The organism is Leptospira sanjuanensis (genome assembly GCF_022267375.1).
Lineage (GTDB): Bacteria > Spirochaetota > Leptospiria > Leptospirales > Leptospiraceae > Leptospira > Leptospira sanjuanensis.
Genome location: NZ_JAIZBH010000001.1, coordinates 1,409,740 through 1,428,091 on the forward strand (window position 1 = coordinate 1,409,740; position 18,352 = coordinate 1,428,091).

Annotated in this window: 16 protein-coding genes; 13 read left to right on the forward strand and 3 right to left on the reverse strand. The window is 47.1% G+C overall.

Annotated features, from left to right (window positions below):
• Nucleotides 1-75 precede the first annotated feature (75 nt).
• The gene (locus tag LFX17_RS06310; RefSeq protein ID WP_238745687.1) at nucleotides 76-2,931 is read left to right on the forward strand and encodes a DNA translocase FtsK; all 2,856 of its coding nucleotides are present in this window, start codon (nucleotides 76-78) and stop codon (nucleotides 2,929-2,931) included.
• Nucleotides 2,932-3,161: 230 nt separating this feature from the next.
• Here the strand turns inward: LFX17_RS06310 and LFX17_RS06315 are convergent, their stop codons facing one another.
• Nucleotides 3,162-3,698, reverse strand: a complete 537-nt coding sequence (locus LFX17_RS06315) for a DUF1564 domain-containing protein (protein WP_238745689.1) — start codon at nucleotides 3,696-3,698, stop codon at nucleotides 3,162-3,164.
• A gap of 324 nt (nucleotides 3,699-4,022) precedes the next feature.
• Here LFX17_RS06315 and LFX17_RS06320 point away from each other — a divergent pair, with 324 nt between their 5' ends.
• The 12 genes from LFX17_RS06320 to LFX17_RS06375 all read left to right on the forward strand — a co-directional run bounded on the left by LFX17_RS06320 (nucleotide 4,023) and on the right by LFX17_RS06375 (nucleotide 16,148).
• A complete protein-coding gene (locus LFX17_RS06320; protein ID WP_319936997.1) occupies nucleotides 4,023-4,733 on the forward strand; it encodes a LolA family protein in 711 nt (236 codons plus the stop codon).
• Between the two features lie 29 nt (nucleotides 4,734-4,762).
• Complete coding sequence (locus tag LFX17_RS06325) at nucleotides 4,763-5,878, forward strand: helix-turn-helix domain-containing protein (protein ID WP_238729491.1); 1,116 nt, start codon at nucleotides 4,763-4,765, stop codon at nucleotides 5,876-5,878.
• Nucleotides 5,879-5,884: 6 nt separating this feature from the next.
• The gene (gene rimO / locus LFX17_RS06330; RefSeq protein WP_238745691.1) at nucleotides 5,885-7,204 is read left to right on the forward strand and encodes a 30S ribosomal protein S12 methylthiotransferase RimO; all 1,320 of its coding nucleotides are present in this window, start codon (nucleotides 5,885-5,887) and stop codon (nucleotides 7,202-7,204) included.
• The gene (pgsA, locus tag LFX17_RS06335; RefSeq protein WP_238745693.1) at nucleotides 7,201-7,947 is read left to right on the forward strand and encodes a CDP-diacylglycerol--glycerol-3-phosphate 3-phosphatidyltransferase; all 747 of its coding nucleotides are present in this window, start codon (nucleotides 7,201-7,203) and stop codon (nucleotides 7,945-7,947) included. The genes rimO and pgsA overlap by 4 nt, the downstream gene beginning before the upstream one ends.
• Complete coding sequence (trpD, locus tag LFX17_RS06340) at nucleotides 7,922-8,932, forward strand: anthranilate phosphoribosyltransferase (RefSeq protein ID WP_238729494.1); 1,011 nt, start codon at nucleotides 7,922-7,924, stop codon at nucleotides 8,930-8,932. The genes pgsA and trpD overlap by 26 nt, the downstream gene beginning before the upstream one ends.
• Nucleotides 8,933-8,983: 51 nt before the next feature.
• On the forward strand, nucleotides 8,984-9,307 hold the full coding sequence (yajC, locus tag LFX17_RS06345) for a preprotein translocase subunit YajC (protein WP_174714579.1): 324 nt from the start codon (nucleotides 8,984-8,986) through the stop codon (nucleotides 9,305-9,307).
• Nucleotides 9,304-10,086, forward strand: a complete 783-nt coding sequence (locus tag LFX17_RS06350; RefSeq protein WP_238729495.1) for an SRP-less Sec system protein — start codon at nucleotides 9,304-9,306, stop codon at nucleotides 10,084-10,086. The genes yajC and LFX17_RS06350 overlap by 4 nt, the downstream gene beginning before the upstream one ends.
• A 10-nt stretch (nucleotides 10,087-10,096) precedes the next feature.
• Entirely contained in the window at nucleotides 10,097-12,025 is a 1,929-nt protein-coding gene (gene secD, locus LFX17_RS06355) for a protein translocase subunit SecD (protein ID WP_238745695.1), read from the forward strand.
• A 2-nt stretch (nucleotides 12,026-12,027) separates the two neighbouring features.
• Nucleotides 12,028-12,966, forward strand: coding sequence for a protein translocase subunit SecF (gene secF / locus LFX17_RS06360; RefSeq protein ID WP_238745698.1), 939 nt, complete (start codon nucleotides 12,028-12,030; stop codon nucleotides 12,964-12,966).
• Entirely contained in the window at nucleotides 12,966-14,231 is a 1,266-nt protein-coding gene (locus LFX17_RS06365) for a bifunctional diaminohydroxyphosphoribosylaminopyrimidine deaminase/5-amino-6-(5-phosphoribosylamino)uracil reductase RibD (RefSeq protein WP_238745700.1), read from the forward strand. Before secF ends, LFX17_RS06365 begins: the two co-directional genes overlap by 1 nt.
• Complete coding sequence (locus LFX17_RS06370) at nucleotides 14,216-14,821, forward strand: riboflavin synthase (protein WP_238745702.1); 606 nt, start codon at nucleotides 14,216-14,218, stop codon at nucleotides 14,819-14,821. Before LFX17_RS06365 ends, LFX17_RS06370 begins: the two co-directional genes overlap by 16 nt.
• A gap of 121 nt (nucleotides 14,822-14,942) precedes the next feature.
• Nucleotides 14,943-16,148, forward strand: a complete 1,206-nt coding sequence (locus LFX17_RS06375) for a bifunctional 3,4-dihydroxy-2-butanone-4-phosphate synthase/GTP cyclohydrolase II (RefSeq protein ID WP_238729500.1) — start codon at nucleotides 14,943-14,945, stop codon at nucleotides 16,146-16,148.
• A gap of 69 nt (nucleotides 16,149-16,217) precedes the next feature.
• On the opposite strand, the gene LFX17_RS06380 is transcribed toward LFX17_RS06375, so the two are convergent.
• Nucleotides 16,218-17,138, reverse strand: coding sequence for a DUF4349 domain-containing protein (locus LFX17_RS06380; RefSeq protein ID WP_238745704.1), 921 nt, complete (start codon nucleotides 17,136-17,138; stop codon nucleotides 16,218-16,220).
• A gap of 379 nt (nucleotides 17,139-17,517) precedes the next feature.
• Entirely contained in the window at nucleotides 17,518-18,162 is a 645-nt protein-coding gene (gene pdxH, locus LFX17_RS06385) for a pyridoxamine 5'-phosphate oxidase (RefSeq protein WP_238745706.1), read from the reverse strand.
• Between the last annotated feature and the right edge of the window lie 190 nt (nucleotides 18,163-18,352).

An 18,352-nucleotide genomic window follows, 5' to 3' on the forward strand; every position in this document is an offset into this window, starting at 1 on the left:
CTCCCTAAATTTCCCTTCCAAAAAACCACAATTAAGTCTCTTTTCTTTTTCCGGGCTCTTTCCGATACAAATAGCATGGAATCCAAAGACCTCAAACCAGCCTGGAATCTGCAAAACGGGAAGATGATTCTTCCGTACGTATTACTCTTTGCAGGGATCATTTTGACCCTTTCCTTGGGTTCCTTTGACGCGGGCGAGCAGGGGATTCGGCACAACTTCTTCGGAAGACTCGGATTCTATCTTTCCTACGGAATGTTTTTTATGTTCGGTGCGGCTTCGTTTTTGCCCGGACTATTCGCGATCGGACTCGGGTCTCTTCGACTCGTCAAAGAAGGATTCGAACTCACGAACCGTCTTTTCTCCCTTCCGGTGTTCTTATTTTGTTTCACGGTTACGCTTCAGATCGCCGGACACGTATCCGCGATTCCGTTTGCGTCGCAGGGAGGACTGGTCGGTCAGCTTCTTTCCACCGGACTCGAATTCATCTTCGGATCGACCGGGAAAACTCTCATCCATCTCGTGTTTTATTTTTACGGCTTTATCCTTTTATTAAACGAATCGCCGCTTCATTTTTTGGGAAGAATTCTCGGCGCCGCCGGAGCGAAATACCGCGACGGTTTTCAGTCGGGTTTTGCGAAGAAAGGAGAAGGGCTCGGTGCGCTCTTTCAATCGGCGGTCGAACGATTTCAAAGAAAAGAGGAAACACCTCCTTGGTTTTCCACGCATAACGGCGGAAACCATTCTCCCGAACAACTCTATCAGCAGATGCGTTCTCACAAACAGGCTCGAAGTAAAACCGAACCTTCCGCTTTACAAAACGCACTTCATTCCACGTTCGGAAAAGAAGGAAGGTTGTCCGATCTTCTTTCCAAGGTCGACGTAAGTTCGCTGGTTACGCCCGAAACTTCGCGGGTTCGTTTTCAAAATCAGGGAGCGTTTTCGGGAACGTTCGAAGAACAGGGAAAGGTTTTCCGTTTTCAATCCGTATCGACTTCCCTTTCGGATAAGATCCGCGAGGAAAGAACGTTTCAGGAATCCTCCTCCCAATGGGAAATCATCGACTTTAGAACATCAGAATCTTCGAATATTCTTTCGCGGTCAGAACCTGCGGTATCTTTGGTTGTGCCGCCTTCGATCGAACCGAACGTGCGCGATTCCGTGAAGCCGAACGAAATACGATCGGCCGGACCTGTTGCCGAGAATTCTTTCTATGTTCAAGATTCGAATTCGGAGGAAGAATCCGATTTGGAAGAGGAAGAATTTTACGAAGATGCGGAAGGTTTTGCGGACGAGGAAGAATCCGCGGAGGATGGCGTAACGCAAGATTCGGAAGATGAGTGGGAAGAATCTTCCGAAGAGGAAGAAAACGCGTCCGAAACGGAAACGGCAAACTCGAACGAGGCTGCGCCTTCTCCCGTTACGTTTGCTCCTAAGTCGTTTGCCGTTCCCGAACGAAAGGAAACGAAGAGCGAACAAACTCTTCCGTTCCCTCCCGTGACTTTGATCCCGGAAGTAAAATCCAAACGTTCCATCTATCACGTTCCTCTGAAGAGTTTGAAAACGACCACGACAAAAATCCAAGATCCTCTCTTTAAGATCGAATCCGACAAGGTCGCTCGCAAAATCGAAGAGATCATCCGTCAATACGGCTACGAATCGCAGGTCGTTTCGATGGAACGCGGTCCGATCATCACGCGTTACGAACTTACTCCGCCTCCCGGAGTCAAACTCGGAAGAATCACTTCTCTTGCGGACGAGCTGCGTTTGTATCTTGCGGTTAAGAACATCCGTATCGTAGCTCCGATTCCGGGCAAGTCGACGATCGGGATCGAAGTTCCAAACAGCCTGCGTGAAGACGTTTACCTCGGAGATATTCTTCATCAGAATCTGAGTTTGCGTCCGAAAAAGGATCTTTCGATTTTGATAGGGAAAGATATTTCCGGCAAGTTGGTCAGCATCGATCTGAACAAACTTCCGCACTTACTCGTTGCGGGAACCACCGGTTCCGGTAAGTCGGTTTGTTTGAACTCGATGATTTCTTCCCTTGTAGTTCATCTTTCTCCGGAAGAGGTTCGTTTTATCATGATCGATCCGAAGATGGTGGAACTCACTTTATACGAAGACATTCCCCATCTTTTGATGCCGGTCATCACCGATCCGAAAAAGGCGACCCGGGCTTTGGCTTGGGCGATTCAAGAGATGGAAGCGCGTTATCATTCCGTTTCCAAACTCAAGTGTCGCGATTTCAAAACATACAACGAAAAAGTGGAACAGGGTGCGCATCGAGACGGATACAAGAAGATGCCTTACATCGTGATCTTCATCGACGAGTTGGCGGATCTTATGATGGTTTCCGGAAAGGATTTGGAAGACGCGATCACCCGTATCACTCAGAAGTCGCGAGCGGTCGGAATCCATCTCATCATGGCGACACAAAGACCTTCGGTGGACGTAATCACCGGTTTGATTAAGGCGAACTGCCCCGCGCGGATGGCGTTTCACGTCGCTCAGAAAACGGATTCTAAAATCATCCTGGATCAGAACGGAGCGGAATCTCTTCTCGGCAAAGGGGACTTTTTGTATAAGTCTCCGACCGCGGCCGACTTAGTGAGAATCCAATCCCCTTACGTTTCCGAAGAGGAAATCGAAAAGATCGTGGAAGAGGCCCGGAAATACGGAAAACCTTCTTACGTGGAATTCGATTTGGACGAGGAACCGGATTCTTCTTTGGTCGACGAAGAGGATGAGGTGCTCTTTGAACAGGCTTGGGAAATCGTTCGGACGGATCGCAAGGCCTCGGCGAGTTATCTTCAAAGAAGAATGCGGATCGGTTATAATAAAGCGGCGCGCTTGATGGAGTTGATGGAAGAGAGGGGCTATGTCAGCGCGCAAATCGGTTCGAAGGGGAGAGAAATTCTAAGGGCGGGCTGAGGGAAGGCGTTTGAAAAACCCAAGATTCCCATAGGTGTTCGGAAAAACTCAGCATTTCACTTCGTAAGGGACGTTCGATGGGGGAAGTTTCCCCCTCGCTGCAGCCGCTTTGCGTCTTTCGCTACCCCCTCTCCGGGAAACTTTTTTTTGGTTCCTGCCCGGACCCGATCCTTTTTTTGAAAAACGTAGGAACTGCTACGCTTCAATTTCGTGCTTCGGTCAAGTGGCGGTTAAGAAAACCAGTCTCGGTAATCCAAAACGTAAAAGGTGTCTTTTGGATCGCAGAGTAGCGTTCTTGAAATCGTATTTTTCAAAAGATCGAGGTGTAGAATATAACTGTAATTCTTATGAAACGTTGGACCTCCTTCGTTCATCGTTATTACGATACAATCCCCAATCTCGGCCTCTTCCAAGGACAGAAGATAATTGAAAAGAAAACACCTCGATACGCCGTGCGCTTGGGCTAAGGCTCCGAATAGGGCCCAACTGCCGGTGCTGATTCGAGCATTGATCTTTTTCATTTGATCCTTGCCCGGACTGGCTTGGTACAAGGTTCTTCCCGCTTTGTTTCCCAGACGTTCGGTCGAAGTTAGAAATTTTCCATATCTTCTCAAAAGATCCGGTATTCTTTTGGGAAGTTTTTTCCGAACCTCGACGGGATATCGAATCAAAATCTCTTCCGGAATCATGAGGCTTACTACGATCGTACTGTTTTCCTGAAGACGCGATCGGATGTGAAAATCCGAATTTAGCAATAATACTCCCATGCCAGAGGCGGTTCCAAGAGGTGGGGTTTTCGGTTTGAAATACAGAATTTTTTGTACTTAGAAAAGTGTTGGAACACCCACAAAATCCTTTTTCACAACAAAATCCGCGCCAGAGATCAAAGCGATGCGAAGCAGTCCGCAGGACCGGAGCGAAAGCGAAGTCGCGGCGAGCTCGGCCTTTCCGCTTGCGAGCGGGAAGGGGCGCCAGAATCCATGCTTCGACTGAAATCCCGCAGAACTCTGTCCCCTAAAATTTTAGAAAGTGACAAGGTTCCCGATACGTCCGAAGCTAGTAAAAAAATCCCGGGAGATCCGGTTTTTCTCATGAAAAAAACAATCATTCTTTCTTTTTGTATTTTATTCCTGGCCTTAGAATCTTCTCTTCTGGCTCAACCCGCGCACAACTGGAATTCTCCGTCCGAAGTGGTAAAACAGGTTAAAAAGAAATTCGCCGATCTGAATTCCTACAAAGCCGATTTTCAGATCCAAACGGTTTCCAATAAAAAAAGCAAAAACATGAGAGGGGTTTGCCTCTACAAAAAAGGCGGAAGAATCCGGTATCAGTTCAGCGATCCTTCCGGCGATGAAATCGTATCCGACGGAAAAACTCTTTATATTTACATCGCCCGTTTGAACGCGGTGGGAAAACAGGATCTTACATTAAATAAATCGAATAAATCCGGACCGATCTTTTCCAGTTTCACGGACGAAGGTCTTTCCAGAATTTTCAGAAAGTATCATTATAAGTTCGATTCCATCGAACAACCTCAGGTTTCCCCGAAAGACGGACGCAAATATTTCGTACTCAATCTCGAACAAAGGGAGAAGGTCGGTGGATTTGAAACCATGCTTCTTTACGTGGACGCGCAATCCTACTTCATCCAAAAAGCGGTCGCGAGCGACGGAAGAGGAAAGGAAACTACAATCGAATTTTTGAATATAGAAACCAACCCCGACCTGGAAGACGGACAATTCAACTTCCACATCAGCGGAAACGCGAAAATCGTAAACAACCCGCTTGTGTCGGAACAATAAAAATCGAAAGTCCCGGAAGGAGCGAAACTTTGAATCAGAAAAGAGTAGGGCAGATTCTCCGCGAGGCGAGAGAAGAAAAAAAGCTCAGCGTTAAAGACGTAGCGAAAGAAACAAACATCTCGGTTAAATACATCCTTGCGCTCGAGACGGAGGATTATTCTCAATTTCCGGGTGAAACGTTCACCATGGGCTTCCTGAAGAATTACGGAAGTTATCTAAAACTCGACACCGGACAACTCATCAACTTATACCGGGGAGAAAAGATCGAAGAATCCCAAGCTCCTCTCGAAGAACTCACACGTCCGACTACTTCGTATTATACGAAAATCAACGTGGATAAGAACAAGATCTTTACGATCGCGTCCGTATTGATCATTCTTATCTCCGCTTATCTCATCATCGATAGCTTTATGGGTTCCTCTTCCGGCGACGACAGCGTGGAAGAATCCGGTAAGAAACTGGACATTCCCGAAAACATCGACTTCTTATCGAGATCGATTCCGGACAACAGAAGCGAATCCTTTATTCTTACTCCCGATAAGGGCGTGAGTTTTTCCGTCAGCAATCAGCAGTGTAAACTGTTCATCGACTCCGTGGAAAAAGGCGGAGCTTTGAACACTGCTGTTCTTGCGTTCAACGTTTATCCCGATCTAACCGTATACAAATTCCGTTTGAGCGAAGGTCAGGAAAAAGTTCTAAGTTATACGATTCCTGAAATCTCAAGTCTCAGACGCAACGTAAGAATCATCGCGCAGGCCGTGACCGAAAATTCCGCGAAGGTTCTCGTAACCTTAAGCGAAGAAGAGCAAAAACCGGAAAACAACAACGCGGTCGACAATACCAAGACGCTCGGCGATGTTCCGATCCAAGTTACGTTGTTCTTCAGCAAAGCGAGTTACGCGGAATTCATCATCGACGGTCAGATGGGATTCCGAGGTCTCGTTCAAGCCGGAGAAAATAGAAGCTTAGAAGCGAAAGATCGTTTAGAATTGAAGGTAGGAGACGGTTCGGCCGTGGAGATGATTCAGAACGGAAAACCGAAAATCACACTGGGCCGTCCGGGAAAACTCGTGAAAAAGATTTTCGTAAAAACGCAAAACCCTTACGATAATACTCAATCCATTATCAGGGAGTTGGGAGAGTAGAATTCTTTGGAAAAGAAGTTCTACATCACTACGCTCGGTTGTCCAAAGAACACCGCGGACTCGATGAGCATGCACCATTCTCTTTTGGAAGAGGGCTTTACGCCGGCTTCTCTTCCGGAAGAATCGGATTTTCATTTTATCAACACCTGCACCTTTATTCAATCCGCGACGGAAGAAACGATTCAAACGATTCTTTCCGCGGCTCAGGTTAAAAAACAACATCATCAAAAACTCGTGGTAGTGGGTTGTTTTGCGGAACGTTATCCCGATAATATCAGCGCGGAAATTCCCGAAGTGGATCTGTTTTTCGGAACCGGAAGATACGCCGAAGCGGGAAAAATTCTCCGGGATAAATTTCCCGATCTTTCCCCACCGAAACTCGAATTCAACGAAGATCTATTAGAAAGATTGAAACTGTCTTCGGGGATCGAAAACTACTCGAAGCCGTATGCATATGTGAAGGTTTCGGACGGCTGCAACCGCGGTTGTTCCTTCTGCATCATCCCGTCTTTTCGCGGAAAGTTCAGAGAATCCCCCGTCGACGATATTCTCCGTGATACCGCCCGCGCGATCCGCGCGGGCGCCAAAGAAATCTGCCTCGTCTCTCAAGACACCGTATATTACGGAAGGGATTCGGAAGTTCTTTTGGATATGGTTCGCAAAGTTTCCGAAATCGATTCTTTGGAAATTTTGAGACTTCTGTATTTGTATCCGGATAAAAAAACGGAAAAGTTGATCCGCCTCATGGGTCAAACTCCGAATATCGCTCCGTATCTCGAGTCCCCTTTGCAACACGTTTCCTCTAAAATTTTAAAAAGTATGAACCGTGCCGGAGAAAGTTCTTATTTCAAAGACCTTTTTTCGCTCGCAAGAGAAGTAAAACCTGGATTGGAAATCCGCACTTCGTTTATCATCGGTTATCCGGGAGAAGACGCGGACGACGTAGATCAGATTCTCCGATTTATCGAAGAGACAAGACCGGAAAAAGTGAATCTCTTTTCTTATTCTCCTCAGGAAGGAACCAGGGGCGCCGAAACCAAACAGACGGTTTCCGAAAAAGAAAAATCCAAGCGAATCAATATGATCCGGGATGCCCATCTCGCGATTTTGGAAGAGATTCACGAGTCCAGAATCGGCAAAACCTACGACGCGATCGTGGATGCGATCGAAGACGGACAGGCGGTCGTAAGAAGACTGCAGGACGCTCCGGAAATGGACGAGGTCGTCTACGTGGACGACGCATCCCTGCTTCCCGGAACGATCGGCAAAGTGAGAATCGATTCCTTCTACGAGTATGACATGAACGGAACCTGGGTTTCCCAATGAACAAAGTTATTTTCAATATTCCTAATATTCTTACGATGCTCCGCGTTGCGGCGGTGCCTTTTTTCGTTTGGCTTCTGTTTCAGAAAGAGGTCGAATATCATATCGCGGCGCTCCTTCTTTTTATCGCGGCGTCTCTCACCGATTTGATCGACGGTTACCTTGCCAGAAAGTGGAATCAGGAAACCGAGTTCGGAAAATTTTTGGATCCGCTCGCGGATAAGATCATCGTAACGGGTTGTTTCGTTACGTTTATCTTTTTGCAGGAACAGATCGAGTTTTGGATGGTTTGTCTGATCATCGGAAGGGATATGCTCATCACTTCTTTACGTTATCTCGCGATTCGTCAGGGACAATCGATCCGCACTTCCATGCTCGGAAAGGTGAAGACCGCGTTTCAGATGGGAGCGATCGTTCTGATCCTCGTATTCTTCGTTCTCGTATCGAGCAAGAAACGGATTCTCATCAACGAGGCGTATGCATCCGGTAAGGCCTCGGGGTTGACGGTCTTCGAGATCGCAACCGGTAACGCGATCTACTTTTTTCAAAACCCGGACAAATACAAGGGACTCGGAGACGTCATCTTCGGACTCGGGGCATTTGTTCCGTATTGGGGAATGCTCGTGACGACGGCGATCACGGTGATTTCCGGACTCCGTTATCTTGTGACCAACGGCAAAGTGTTGACCCCTTCGAATCTCAAAAGGATGTTTCAGAAACGTGGAACCCAGAGCAGCCATTCTTAAACTCATAGACCGCAAACACTTAACGACTGAGGAAGCCGAAGCTTTCCTCGGTCAAGTGATGCGCGGAGAAGTATCCGAAATTCTTCTTTCCTCTTTTTTAACCGCGATGCGCGCCAATGGAGAATCCGTCGACGAGGTGTTAGGTTGCACGCTTGCTCTTCGGAAAAACGCGCTTCGTCCCAAGACCGTATTTCCGTTCGATCTTTTGGACACTTGCGGAACCGGAGGAGACGGACAGGGAACGATCAACATCAGTACTCTTTCGGCGATCACCCTCGCTTCGCTCGGGGTCAAAGTAGCAAAACACGGAAACAGATCGGTTTCTTCCCATACGGGATCGAGCGATATTTTAACCCGACTTGGATATAAAACCGAAAAGACTCAGGAAGAAGTCGAAGCACATCTCGTATCGCAGGGCTTTACCTTCTTATTTGCGCCGATGTGGCACCCGTCCATGAAATACGCGGGCCCGGTCCGCAAGGAACTCGGGTTTAGAACCGTATTCAACATGATCGGACCTTTATCCAATCCGTTCGCTCCGCAATTCCAAATCATCGGTGTCTACGAACCTGCGCTCATGGAACTCTTCATCAAGGTCTTGCAGGCTCTCGGACTGAAGAAAGCGATGGTTTGCCATTCTCGGGACGGACTGGACGAGTTCTCGATCTTTGCGGTTACGGACTATTCTTTATTGGAGAACGGGGTCATCAGCAGACATTCTTTTGATCCTTCCGTATTAAAACTGCCGACATTAAAAAAGGAAGAAGTCTACGCTTCTTCTTCCGATCACGCCGAGACTTTGGCCCGACGCGTATTGAAAGGAGAAGAAATCTCCGGTTCACACGCGGTGGCTTTGAACGCGGGAGCGGGGCTTTTTGTGATGGGAAAGGCCGGAAGCATCGAAGAGGGAACTAAGATCGCCTTGGAAGCGATTCTTTCGGGAAAAACAAAGAAGTATTTCGAAGATTTAATTTCCAAAGAGTAAACTGGAAAAATACTGGTTAGAATCCTCGAATACAGGGAATAAAAAATGACTCTGAACTCAATCATTCTATTACAATTGGCTCAGGCGGCGGGAGAAGGCGACAAGTCCCCTTTTTCCACTCTTCTCCTGATCCCGATCATGCTCGTTATCATGTATTTTCTCGTGATCCGTCCTCAAAGAAGCGAAGAAAAGAAACGCAAAGAGATGATCGACAGCCTCAAAAAAGGGGACGAGGTCGTAACGTCTTCCGGGATTCACGGTAAAGTCGTGGAAATCAAGGACAACAACGAAGTAGTCGTTCTCAACATCGCAAAGGATACGAACGTTTCCTTTACGGCAAGCACCGTTTTGAAAAAGAAACAAGCAGACAAATGAAAAAAGCCGCGGTCTTCATTTCCATCTTTTTATTTCTGGGGAATTCCATTGCGTTCGCCCAGGACGGGGAAGAAATCGACTTCCTCGAAAAAGTTGCGGAACCCAAAAAGACCGTGAGCAAAAAGTCTTCTTCGGGATCTTCTTCCGCTTCTTCCACGAAGTCTTCCAAAAAGAAGGAAAAGAAAAAATCCAAAAAGAAGAAAAAGAAATCATCCTCTTCTACTCCTTCCAATCCGGAAGGAACCAAGAAGAACGTAGAGCCGAACAACGGAGAGGAAGGATCCAATTCTTCTTCGAATTCTTCCCAAAACGGTTCGAACGGCCAGAACAATTCCTCCTCTAATTCTTCGAACAACGGTTCTCAAACTTCTTCCCGTAACTTGGAAGAACAGCAGGTTGCAAGCGCGTCTAACGTGGACACGGGCAATCTTCCGAAACCGTATTGGGTGAACGAGGAAATGAAAATCCGCCCGAACAATCTTCCGGGCTACACCGCTTCCGCGGAACCTTCGCAAAACGAACAAGGACCTTCGTTTCAGAACCGCCTTGCCGACATACTTAAGTTAGGCGAAGATAAGAAAAAGGAAGAGGAAAAGAAGAAGGTTCAAGAAGGGCAAAAGTCCGGTTCCTTTACGGGTTTTATCTCCGAGTATAAAAAACCCATCATCATCGTAGTATTCATTCTATTATTTGCTTTGTACAGACTGAAAGCCGGTAAATCGCGCGGAAGTTCCAGCCGCAGATCTCCGGTTACCATCAATAAAATGAGAAGAGACTAGGAGTTTCACCTTGAAATCTGCGACATGGATTTTCCTGCCGCTCGTTATTATTTTAGCGGCGACAATCATACTTTATCCCAACTTCGCAACGAGAGAATTGGAAATCGCCGTTCGAAAAGAATTCGCTTCGCTTCCGCCGGAACAGAAAAAAGCGATTCTTTCCAAGTTCGAAGAACGTTGGAATCACGAATACAAACAATCCGATTGGACGATTTCTCCGGCTCCGAGCGCACTGAATGAAGAATCCTATCTTTTGGTCAAAGGAAGATTCATCACTTCCGCAAAGATCAATCAGATCTCTCAGGAAAACCCCGAGCTGATTTTAGAAGCGAAGAATAAACTTCGTCCGACTCTCGTGGAAGAATGGATCGTCAAAGGACGTCCTTTGACGATCAAACTCGGTCTCGACTTGCAAGGCGGGATGAGAGTCGCGATGAAAGGGGATTTCGAAGACTACGCTTCCAAACTTCGTGAAAGCTATATTAAAGAAATTGAAACCTTAAACAAAACCGTAGCCGATCCTTCCGTGGACGAAAAGGAAAAGAAAAAGGCGAAGGATCGTCTCGAAGAGATCGAAAGTTATTTCGAGCTTTCCCCGAGCCGTAAACTTCTGGAACTCGAAAAAGCGAAACTCATCATCGACAACCGTTTGACAAGCCAGAACCTGACCGAACCGCAGGTGCGGATTCAAAAGGATCAGGATTCGATCGAAGTTTCCCTTCCGGGCGTGACCAATTCTTCCCAAATTTTGGAAATCATCCAGAACACCGAAACCGTGGAATATCGTCTGGAAGAATCGGAAAATTCCGCGGGTCCGGGTGTTACGTACGCCTCGATCATTCAACAGGAAGAAAACAAACTTCTGGAAAGCGGCAAACGAGAAGAAACCGATATCGTTAAATACCAGAACATCGTAAAACAAAAACTCGGAAAAGCGGAACAGGATAAGTTCCTTCAATCCCTGGAAGACAAGTATAAAATTCCGAAGGATAAATACAGAGTGTTCGCGTATTGGGCGAGAGGAAACAATCAGAATTCTCCGTTGCTTCCGAGAAGATTTATCGTTCTTGAAAAAGCGATCGCTCTCGACGGACGGGATATGCGCGACGCAAGACCTTCTTTCGAAAACAATTCCTTCGGTTATATCGTATCGTTTACTTTGACCAGCGCCGGTGCGGAGAAGTTTTTCGAGATCACTTCCCAAAACAAAGGAAGAAATCTCGCGATCGTTTGGGGCGACAAAGTCGTTTCCGCTCCTACGATCCGCGGTGCGATCGCGGGCGGTGTGGCTCAGATCGACGGTTCTTTTGCAAAAGAAGAAGCCGTGGATCTTGCGAACGTAATCAGCGAGGGAGCGCTTCCGATTCCTCTCCGCGTTTTGGAGATGCGATTTATCGGACCGACTCTCGGGATCGAGTCGATCGAAGTGGGGATGAAGGCCGTAATGATCGGATTCATTCTCGTAATGTTATACATGTTGTTGATCTACAGGTTGTCCGGATTGGTGGCGAACGTCGCACTCTTTGCGAACATCATCATTTTGAGCGCGCTTCTTTCCTTGATGGGATTCACTCTGACTCTTCCCGGATTTGCGGGGATCATCTTGACGGTCGGTATGGCCGTGGATGCGAACGTGATCATCTACGAACGGATCAAGGAAGAATTGCAAGCGGGTAAATCCGCTTCGGTGGCGGTCGCACAGGGTTTTGACAACGCTTTTTGGACGATCATCGACAGTAACGTGACGACCTTGATTTCGGGAATTCTGATGATTCGTCTCGGAAACGGACCGATCAAAGGATTTGCGATCACTCTCTGCTGGGGGATTGTTACTTCTCTTTTTACCTCCTTGTTCCTGAGCCGTTTGGTGATGGATCTTTTGGTCAATAAACTGGGAGTTCAAAAACTCCAGATCGGCTTTAAAAAACTGGAGTCTTAAGAATGTTTGATTTTATAAAATACAAATACGTTTCTCTCGGCGTTTCTCTCGCGCTAATCGTATTCGGTTTTACGTATACGTTTGCGGTTCACGGCGGTTTTGCAAACTCGCTCGACTTCAACGGGGGACTTAGAACCGTAATCGAATTCGATAAGAATACGGACCGCAAGAAGCTCGAAACCTACTTTTCGGAAAACAAGATCGAAGCCGTTCTTCTTTTACTCGATAAGGATAAGAATCACTATCAGATCGATATCGGGCTCGGTTCCGTGGACGCGATTCTTCAAAAATACAAACAGAAGAATTCTCTGAAACCGGAAGACAAGGTAGAAGTTTCCGGAATCGACGCGTTGATTGCGATCATCATGGCTGATTTCGGAATCGATAAAAGCAAGGTTCTCAGCGCAAACCAAGTCGGTGCGGTGGTAGGGGGGGAACTCTCCTCGACGGGAACCACGCTTCTCGGGCTAACGATGGCGATCATTCTCGCTTATATCAGTTTCCGTTTTCAATTCAAGTTTGCATTGGGAGCGATTATCGCTTTGACGCACGACTTGGTTTTGACCTTGGCGTTTATAGGATTTTTTCAAATCAAACCGAGCGTTCCGATCATCGCGGCTTTGTTGACTCTGCTCGGATATTCGATCAACGATACGATCGTAGTTTTCGATAGAATTCGGGAGAATGCGGCCGGAAATCTGAATGAAACCTTCGGACAGACGATCAACTCCGCGATCAACCAAACTCTCGGAAGAACGTTTAACACCTCTTTTGCGACTTTGATTTCCATCATTGCGATTATCATCGGAGGCGCGACCGAACTCTTCGACTTCGCATACGTTTTAACGTTCGGGATCATCATCGGAACGTATTCCTCCATCTTTATCGCCGCCCCTCTCGTAGACATTTACGATCATGTGATACGAAAGGCGAGAGGCTGATGACCTTCCTCCCGGAAAACATTCGGGAGGAAATGCGCAAGCTCTCCTTCTTATCCACGGGCGAAAGTTCTCCGAACCCGCCCGTTTCTTGTATCATCACCGACATCGAAAATAAAAAAATCTTAGCAAAAGGTCGAACCTCCCCGACCGGCGGACCCCACGCGGAACGGAACGCATATTCAGAATTTGTAAAGAACGGCTTGGCGGGAACGGCGCATAACGTTTGGGTCACGCTCGAACCCTGTACGCATCACGGAAAAACCCCTCCCTGTCTTGATCTGATTTTAGAACACAAGCCGAAGACCTTGTATTACGGCTGGAAGGACGTAAACCCACTCGTGCGAGAAACGGACGGATTGAAGAAGGTTGAACAAGCGGGAATCTACGTCGTTCAGGACGAGGGTCTCGCAGAGATCGCCTCCGAAAGTCTGTTCGGATTCGTTTCCCGGATCGAACACAAACGACCTTCCCTGATTTTAAAAACAGCCGTATCGAAAGAAGGAACTTTTGCGGCGTCGGATAAGAAGCAGATTTTTTTATCGGGGAAACTTTCTCTCCATCTAACATCCCTTTTGCGGGCAAAATGCGACGCAGTCTTGGTCGGTCCGGGAACTCTGTTTTATGATAAACCGGGTTTGGATTTTAGAATTTTGTCGAAACAATGGCAGGACTTAAGGAACGAATTGCCTGCCTCGAGCGAACGAATCAATTCCAAAAGTTCCGCAAACGGATTTGCGAACTTACTCAAAAACATTCTCCGATATGGAACGAATGCGGACGTTTTGGACGTTCACTCGGACGCGAGGACTGCGTATCAACCGTATCGAGTGTTTCTTATATTCGAAGAAAAGAATATATCGTCCGAGTGGATCGAAAAACAGAAAAACATCAACGAACAAAACGCGTCTAAGAAATGTATCTTTCTGTTAAAAGAAGGAACGATTCTTTCCGAAGAAACGAAACGCGCATTGTTCTCATTGACCGATCACGAACTCTTTACGGTTTCGGCGAATCGTCTCGCGGAGGATTGTTTCGCTATTTTTTCCTCGATAGGAATCAATTTACTTCTGGTGGAGGGTGGAAATCTGCTTTATGAAACCTTCTCCGCAAAAATGCAGGAAAACGATCTCATTCTAAAAATTCAAACTTCTCGATCGATCCAAAACGGGATTCTACCTTCGCTGCAAACGAATGCGGAAACTCTCCTTTGGAAAACGGATGTGGGAGAAGATAGCTGGGAGGCGCATCGATGTTTACGGGTTTAGTGGAAACGACCGGAAAAATTTTAGAGATCTCCGACACGCCGGACGGAAGAGGATTTCTCGTAGAAACGACTTGGGTTCAACCCGACATCAAACTAGGAGATTCGATATCGGTGAATGGATGTTGTCAAACGGTGACCGAGTTCGCGAACAGCGGAAATCGTTTTCGATTCTACTCGAGTTTTAAAACCCTCGAACTCACCAACTTCGGTCTTCTCAAAGTAGGGGAAGAAGTCAACCTCGAGAGAAGCGCTCTTCCTACGACGCGACTCGGAGGCCACTTGGTCAGCGGACACGTGGACGGTACCGGAAAAATTCTTACCAAAGAAGAAAGGGAGGGCGGCTCCGTAGTCTGTTATACGGTAAAAAACGATTCTTCCCTTTCCCGATATATTGCGCCTCGGGGGAGTATTACCGTGGACGGAATTTCTCTGACTGTCGTAGATGCGCGCGCGGGAGAATTCGATCTGGTTTTGATTCCTGAAACACTCAAGAAAACCAACGCGAAGTCGTGGAGTTCCAACACGATTCTCAACTTAGAAATCGATCTCGTGGCCCGTTACTTGGAACAGCTTTTGAAGTCTAAGGAATAGTTAAGCTTTCCAACTAATTCGTTTGGAAACTGCCTCGAAACCTGGATTTGGTTCCAAAGATTTAAGTTTCTGTAGCCAAATTATAGTCCAATAGAAGAGATGGTAAGAATAGAGCAGAACTATGATCCAGCCCATTGAGAATGCAATCGAAGAAATCAAATCCGGAAGAATGATCATTCTTGTGGATTCGGAAGACCGCGAAAACGAGGGAGATCTCGTAGTTGCGGCCGAATTTGCGGACAAGGAAAAAATCAACTTTATGGCTACGTTCGGCCGAGGGTTGATTTGTATGCCTATGGAAGCCGAGCGTCTGAAAAAACTCGGACTCAATCGAATGGTGGATGATTATTCTTTGGGCGACAAACACGGAACCGCGTTTACGGTTTCTGTCGACGCGAAACACGGAACATCGACGGGGATTTCCGCTCAAGACAGAGCGATCACCGTGCAGGCGCTTCTGGATGAAAAGACAGTGTCGGGAGATTTGATGCGTCCCGGACATTTGTTTCCTTTGCAGGCGGTTCCGGGCGGAGTTTTGAGAAGAGCGGGACATACGGAAGCCGCAGTGGACTTATCCAAACTCGCCGGCTTATATTCTGCGGGTGTGATCTGCGAAATCATGAACGACGACGGAACTATGGCTCGTCTTCCGGATCTGGAAAAGTTCGCTCAAAAACACGGACTCAATATTTATACGATCGAAGATCTGATTCGCTACAGAAGAGCGAAGGAGAATCTGATCCGTCTCGAAGTGGAATCCAAACTTCCCACTGAATACGGCGATTTTACGATTCGCGCCTATTCTACGATGATCGACGACAAGATTCACGTCGCTCTGATCAAGGGCGATATCAAAAAGGACGAAACCGTTATGGTTCGTGTTCACAGCGAATGTCTTACGGGAGATATTTTTTCGAGCAATCGCTGCGATTGCGGCCCTCAGCTTCATTCCGCTTTGGAAATGATTTCCAAAGAAGGAAAGGGCGTTCTTCTTTATATGAGACAGGAAGGAAGAGGAATCGGTCTTATCAATAAATTAAAAGCTTATAATATTCAAGATAAAGGATATGATACGGTCGAAGCGAACGAGAAACTCGGATTCGCTCCCGATCTACGCGACTACGGAATCGGCGCTCAGATCTTAAGAGATATTGGCATCGGTAAAATGAAGATTCTCACCAACAACCCGCGCAAGATCGTCGGGTTGGACGGTTACGGTTTGGAAGTTGTTGAACGCGTCCCGATCGAAATTCAACCGGGTTCGGATAACCACGGTTACTTGATGACCAAGAAGTTGAAACTCGGTCATATTCTCGGTTTGGGCTGAGACGAATCGAAATCGAAGTCTTGCCGGAACTCCGACAAGACTTTGAATAAAACGGGCGCCTTTTCCTTCTTACTTTCGGAGTTTCTTTTGAATCGCCTGATAGGCGACGCCCGCGTAATATACGGCAACCCCGCCGATGATCAAGAACGGCAACCACCAAATCAAATAATATGTAAGTTGTAGGAACGCATTCAAGAGACCGACGAACGCGTTCTTATATGCGGGAACTTCGATCTTATCGGGAGCGGTCGGAAGGCTGTAACTGACTGCGATCGTTGCCCACATTACGCGGTCCTTGATCTTCCAGGTTTCGTGTTCCGCGAGATCGAGTTCGTCTTCGCTGCTTGCGATGGATTCTTCGATCGCCTCCCAGTTCTTGGAGCTTGCTGCGATCTGACTGTTCGCGTTGTTTCTTCTGGAAAGACGGATCTTTTCACGGGTCATCTTCCGTTTTTGCCAAACCATCCCTTCCGTGTGATCGATCGTGGAGATGTCCTCCGAAAGGAGTGTTCCTAATTTATCGAGTTCTAATAAAGCTTCGTAGAGTTTCGCCGAACGAACATGAACTCGTGCGCTCATATACGGAGAAGTCGAATTCGAAGCGGAACTGCTTTCCAAGTAACCGTATTTCGAGATAAAATCCAAAAGTTCCTTTCTCGTTTGGATCAGATCGGAACATTGATACGCAAGTTGAATGTTGTATTCAAGAAGCCTTTCATTGCCGGCGGAAACTGCGGGTGCGAAAACTTTACCGAGTTGATTCTCCGCTTTATCCGAAGCGAAAAAACTCTGCGAATCGTCCGCATCGGCCGCTTCTTTCTTTTCCGCTTCGGGCATCGGCGCGGATTTTTTCATATCCGCAGAGCCGACGGATCTGCTCATCACCTCGCTCGGAGGAGCGGAGGAACTGTTTTTGGATTCTTCGCCTTTGCCACACGCTAAAGCGGATATCAACGAGAATATGAGAATGAATCGAACTATCTGTTTCAAAGCGAATCTCCCGATCGAAAACTTATTGAATTCAACACCTGGATCGACCCGTTTTTTCCTCGAAAACGTTCCGAATTCGACACGAAAGAGAAAGGAACGGCAGAGATATCGGACTGAGAAAGCCGGAGTCTCTATGGATCGCGAAGATTTCCCAACTTCGTTGTGAGCCATCGGTTTGACGCTTCGCTACCGATCGGCTAATTCGCTCTCTATGGGTCGCGAAGATTTCCCAACTTCGTTGTGAGCCATCGGTTTGACGCTCCGCTACCGATCGGCTAATTCGCTCTCTATGGGTCGCGAAGATTTCCCAACTTCGTTGTGAGCCATCGGTTTGACACTCCGCTACCGATTGGCTAATTCGCTCTCTATGGGTCGCGAATTAGGGAGCGATTCTGAATTTTCTCCAAGAAGAATCGGACTTTTTTTCAAAAACGATCCGGTCGTGCAAACGGCTGGAGCGACCTTGCCAGAATTCGATCCTTTCCGGATGGACGGCATAACCTCCCCAGTTACTGGGAAGATCGATTTCTTTCCCCTCGTATTTGGAAATAAGTTTTTGATAACGTTCCTCTAAGAATTTACGATCCGGAATTTCTTCGCTTTGCGGAGAAGTCGCCGCTCCGATTTGGGATTCTCTCGGTCTGGAATGAAAGTATTCTTCCGATTCTTCCCTTGAAACCTTGCTGACGCTACCTTCGATACGGACTTGGCGTTCGAGTTCGGACCAGAAAAATACGAGACACGCACGAGGATTCTCATCCATTTCTTTCCCCTTTCTACTCTCGTAGTTCGTGTAAAAGACGAACGAATCGTTCGTGATTCCTTTGAGCAACACCGTTCTTGCGTCAGGTCTTCCGTCCTTGGAAGCGGTTGCAAGGGTCATGGCGTTGACTTCCGCGACCTCCGATAAAACGGCTTCTTGAAACCATTTTTGAAAAAATAAAACCGGATCGTTTCCGGCGTCTTCGATGTCCAAAGAGGATAAAGTATAACTCGTTCTGATTTCCGCGATTTTAGAATTCATAAGTTCCTTTTAGAAAACACGCAGCCCTTAACAAGAAAAGAAAAATTTAAAGTTCATCGATTCGTTTTTTCCCAAGCCTCTGTCCGTAGAGGAACAAGGAAGAATGACAAGCGCTTTCTCCGTCGCAGGATAAACGTTCGGTTCGCTGAAAAGAATTCGTTTCCTGGAAGGAATCGATTCTTCTTTGGTT

Excerpts from the sequence above, each read along its gene's own strand:
- secF (WP_238745698.1), top strand. The coding sequence starts at position 12,028 with ATGTTTGATTTTATAAAATACAAATACGTTTCTCTCGGCGTTTCTCTC.
- LFX17_RS06310 (WP_238745687.1), top strand. The coding sequence starts at position 76 with ATGGAATCCAAAGACCTCAAACCAGCCTGGAATCTGCAAAACGGGAAG.
- LFX17_RS06365 (WP_238745700.1), top strand. The coding sequence starts at position 12,966 with ATGACCTTCCTCCCGGAAAACATTCGGGAGGAAATGCGCAAGCTCTCC.
- LFX17_RS06375 (WP_238729500.1), top strand. The coding sequence starts at position 14,943 with ATGATCCAGCCCATTGAGAATGCAATCGAAGAAATCAAATCCGGAAGA.
- pdxH (WP_238745706.1), bottom strand. The coding sequence starts at position 18,162 with ATGAATTCTAAAATCGCGGAAATCAGAACGAGTTATACTTTATCCTCT.
- LFX17_RS06350 (WP_238729495.1), top strand. The coding sequence starts at position 9,304 with ATGAAAAAAGCCGCGGTCTTCATTTCCATCTTTTTATTTCTGGGGAAT.
- LFX17_RS06320 (WP_319936997.1), top strand. The coding sequence starts at position 4,023 with ATGAAAAAAACAATCATTCTTTCTTTTTGTATTTTATTCCTGGCCTTA.
- LFX17_RS06370 (WP_238745702.1), top strand. The coding sequence starts at position 14,216 with ATGTTTACGGGTTTAGTGGAAACGACCGGAAAAATTTTAGAGATCTCC.
- LFX17_RS06315 (WP_238745689.1), bottom strand. The coding sequence starts at position 3,698 with ATGGGAGTATTATTGCTAAATTCGGATTTTCACATCCGATCGCGTCTT.
- pgsA (WP_238745693.1), top strand. The coding sequence starts at position 7,201 with ATGAACAAAGTTATTTTCAATATTCCTAATATTCTTACGATGCTCCGC.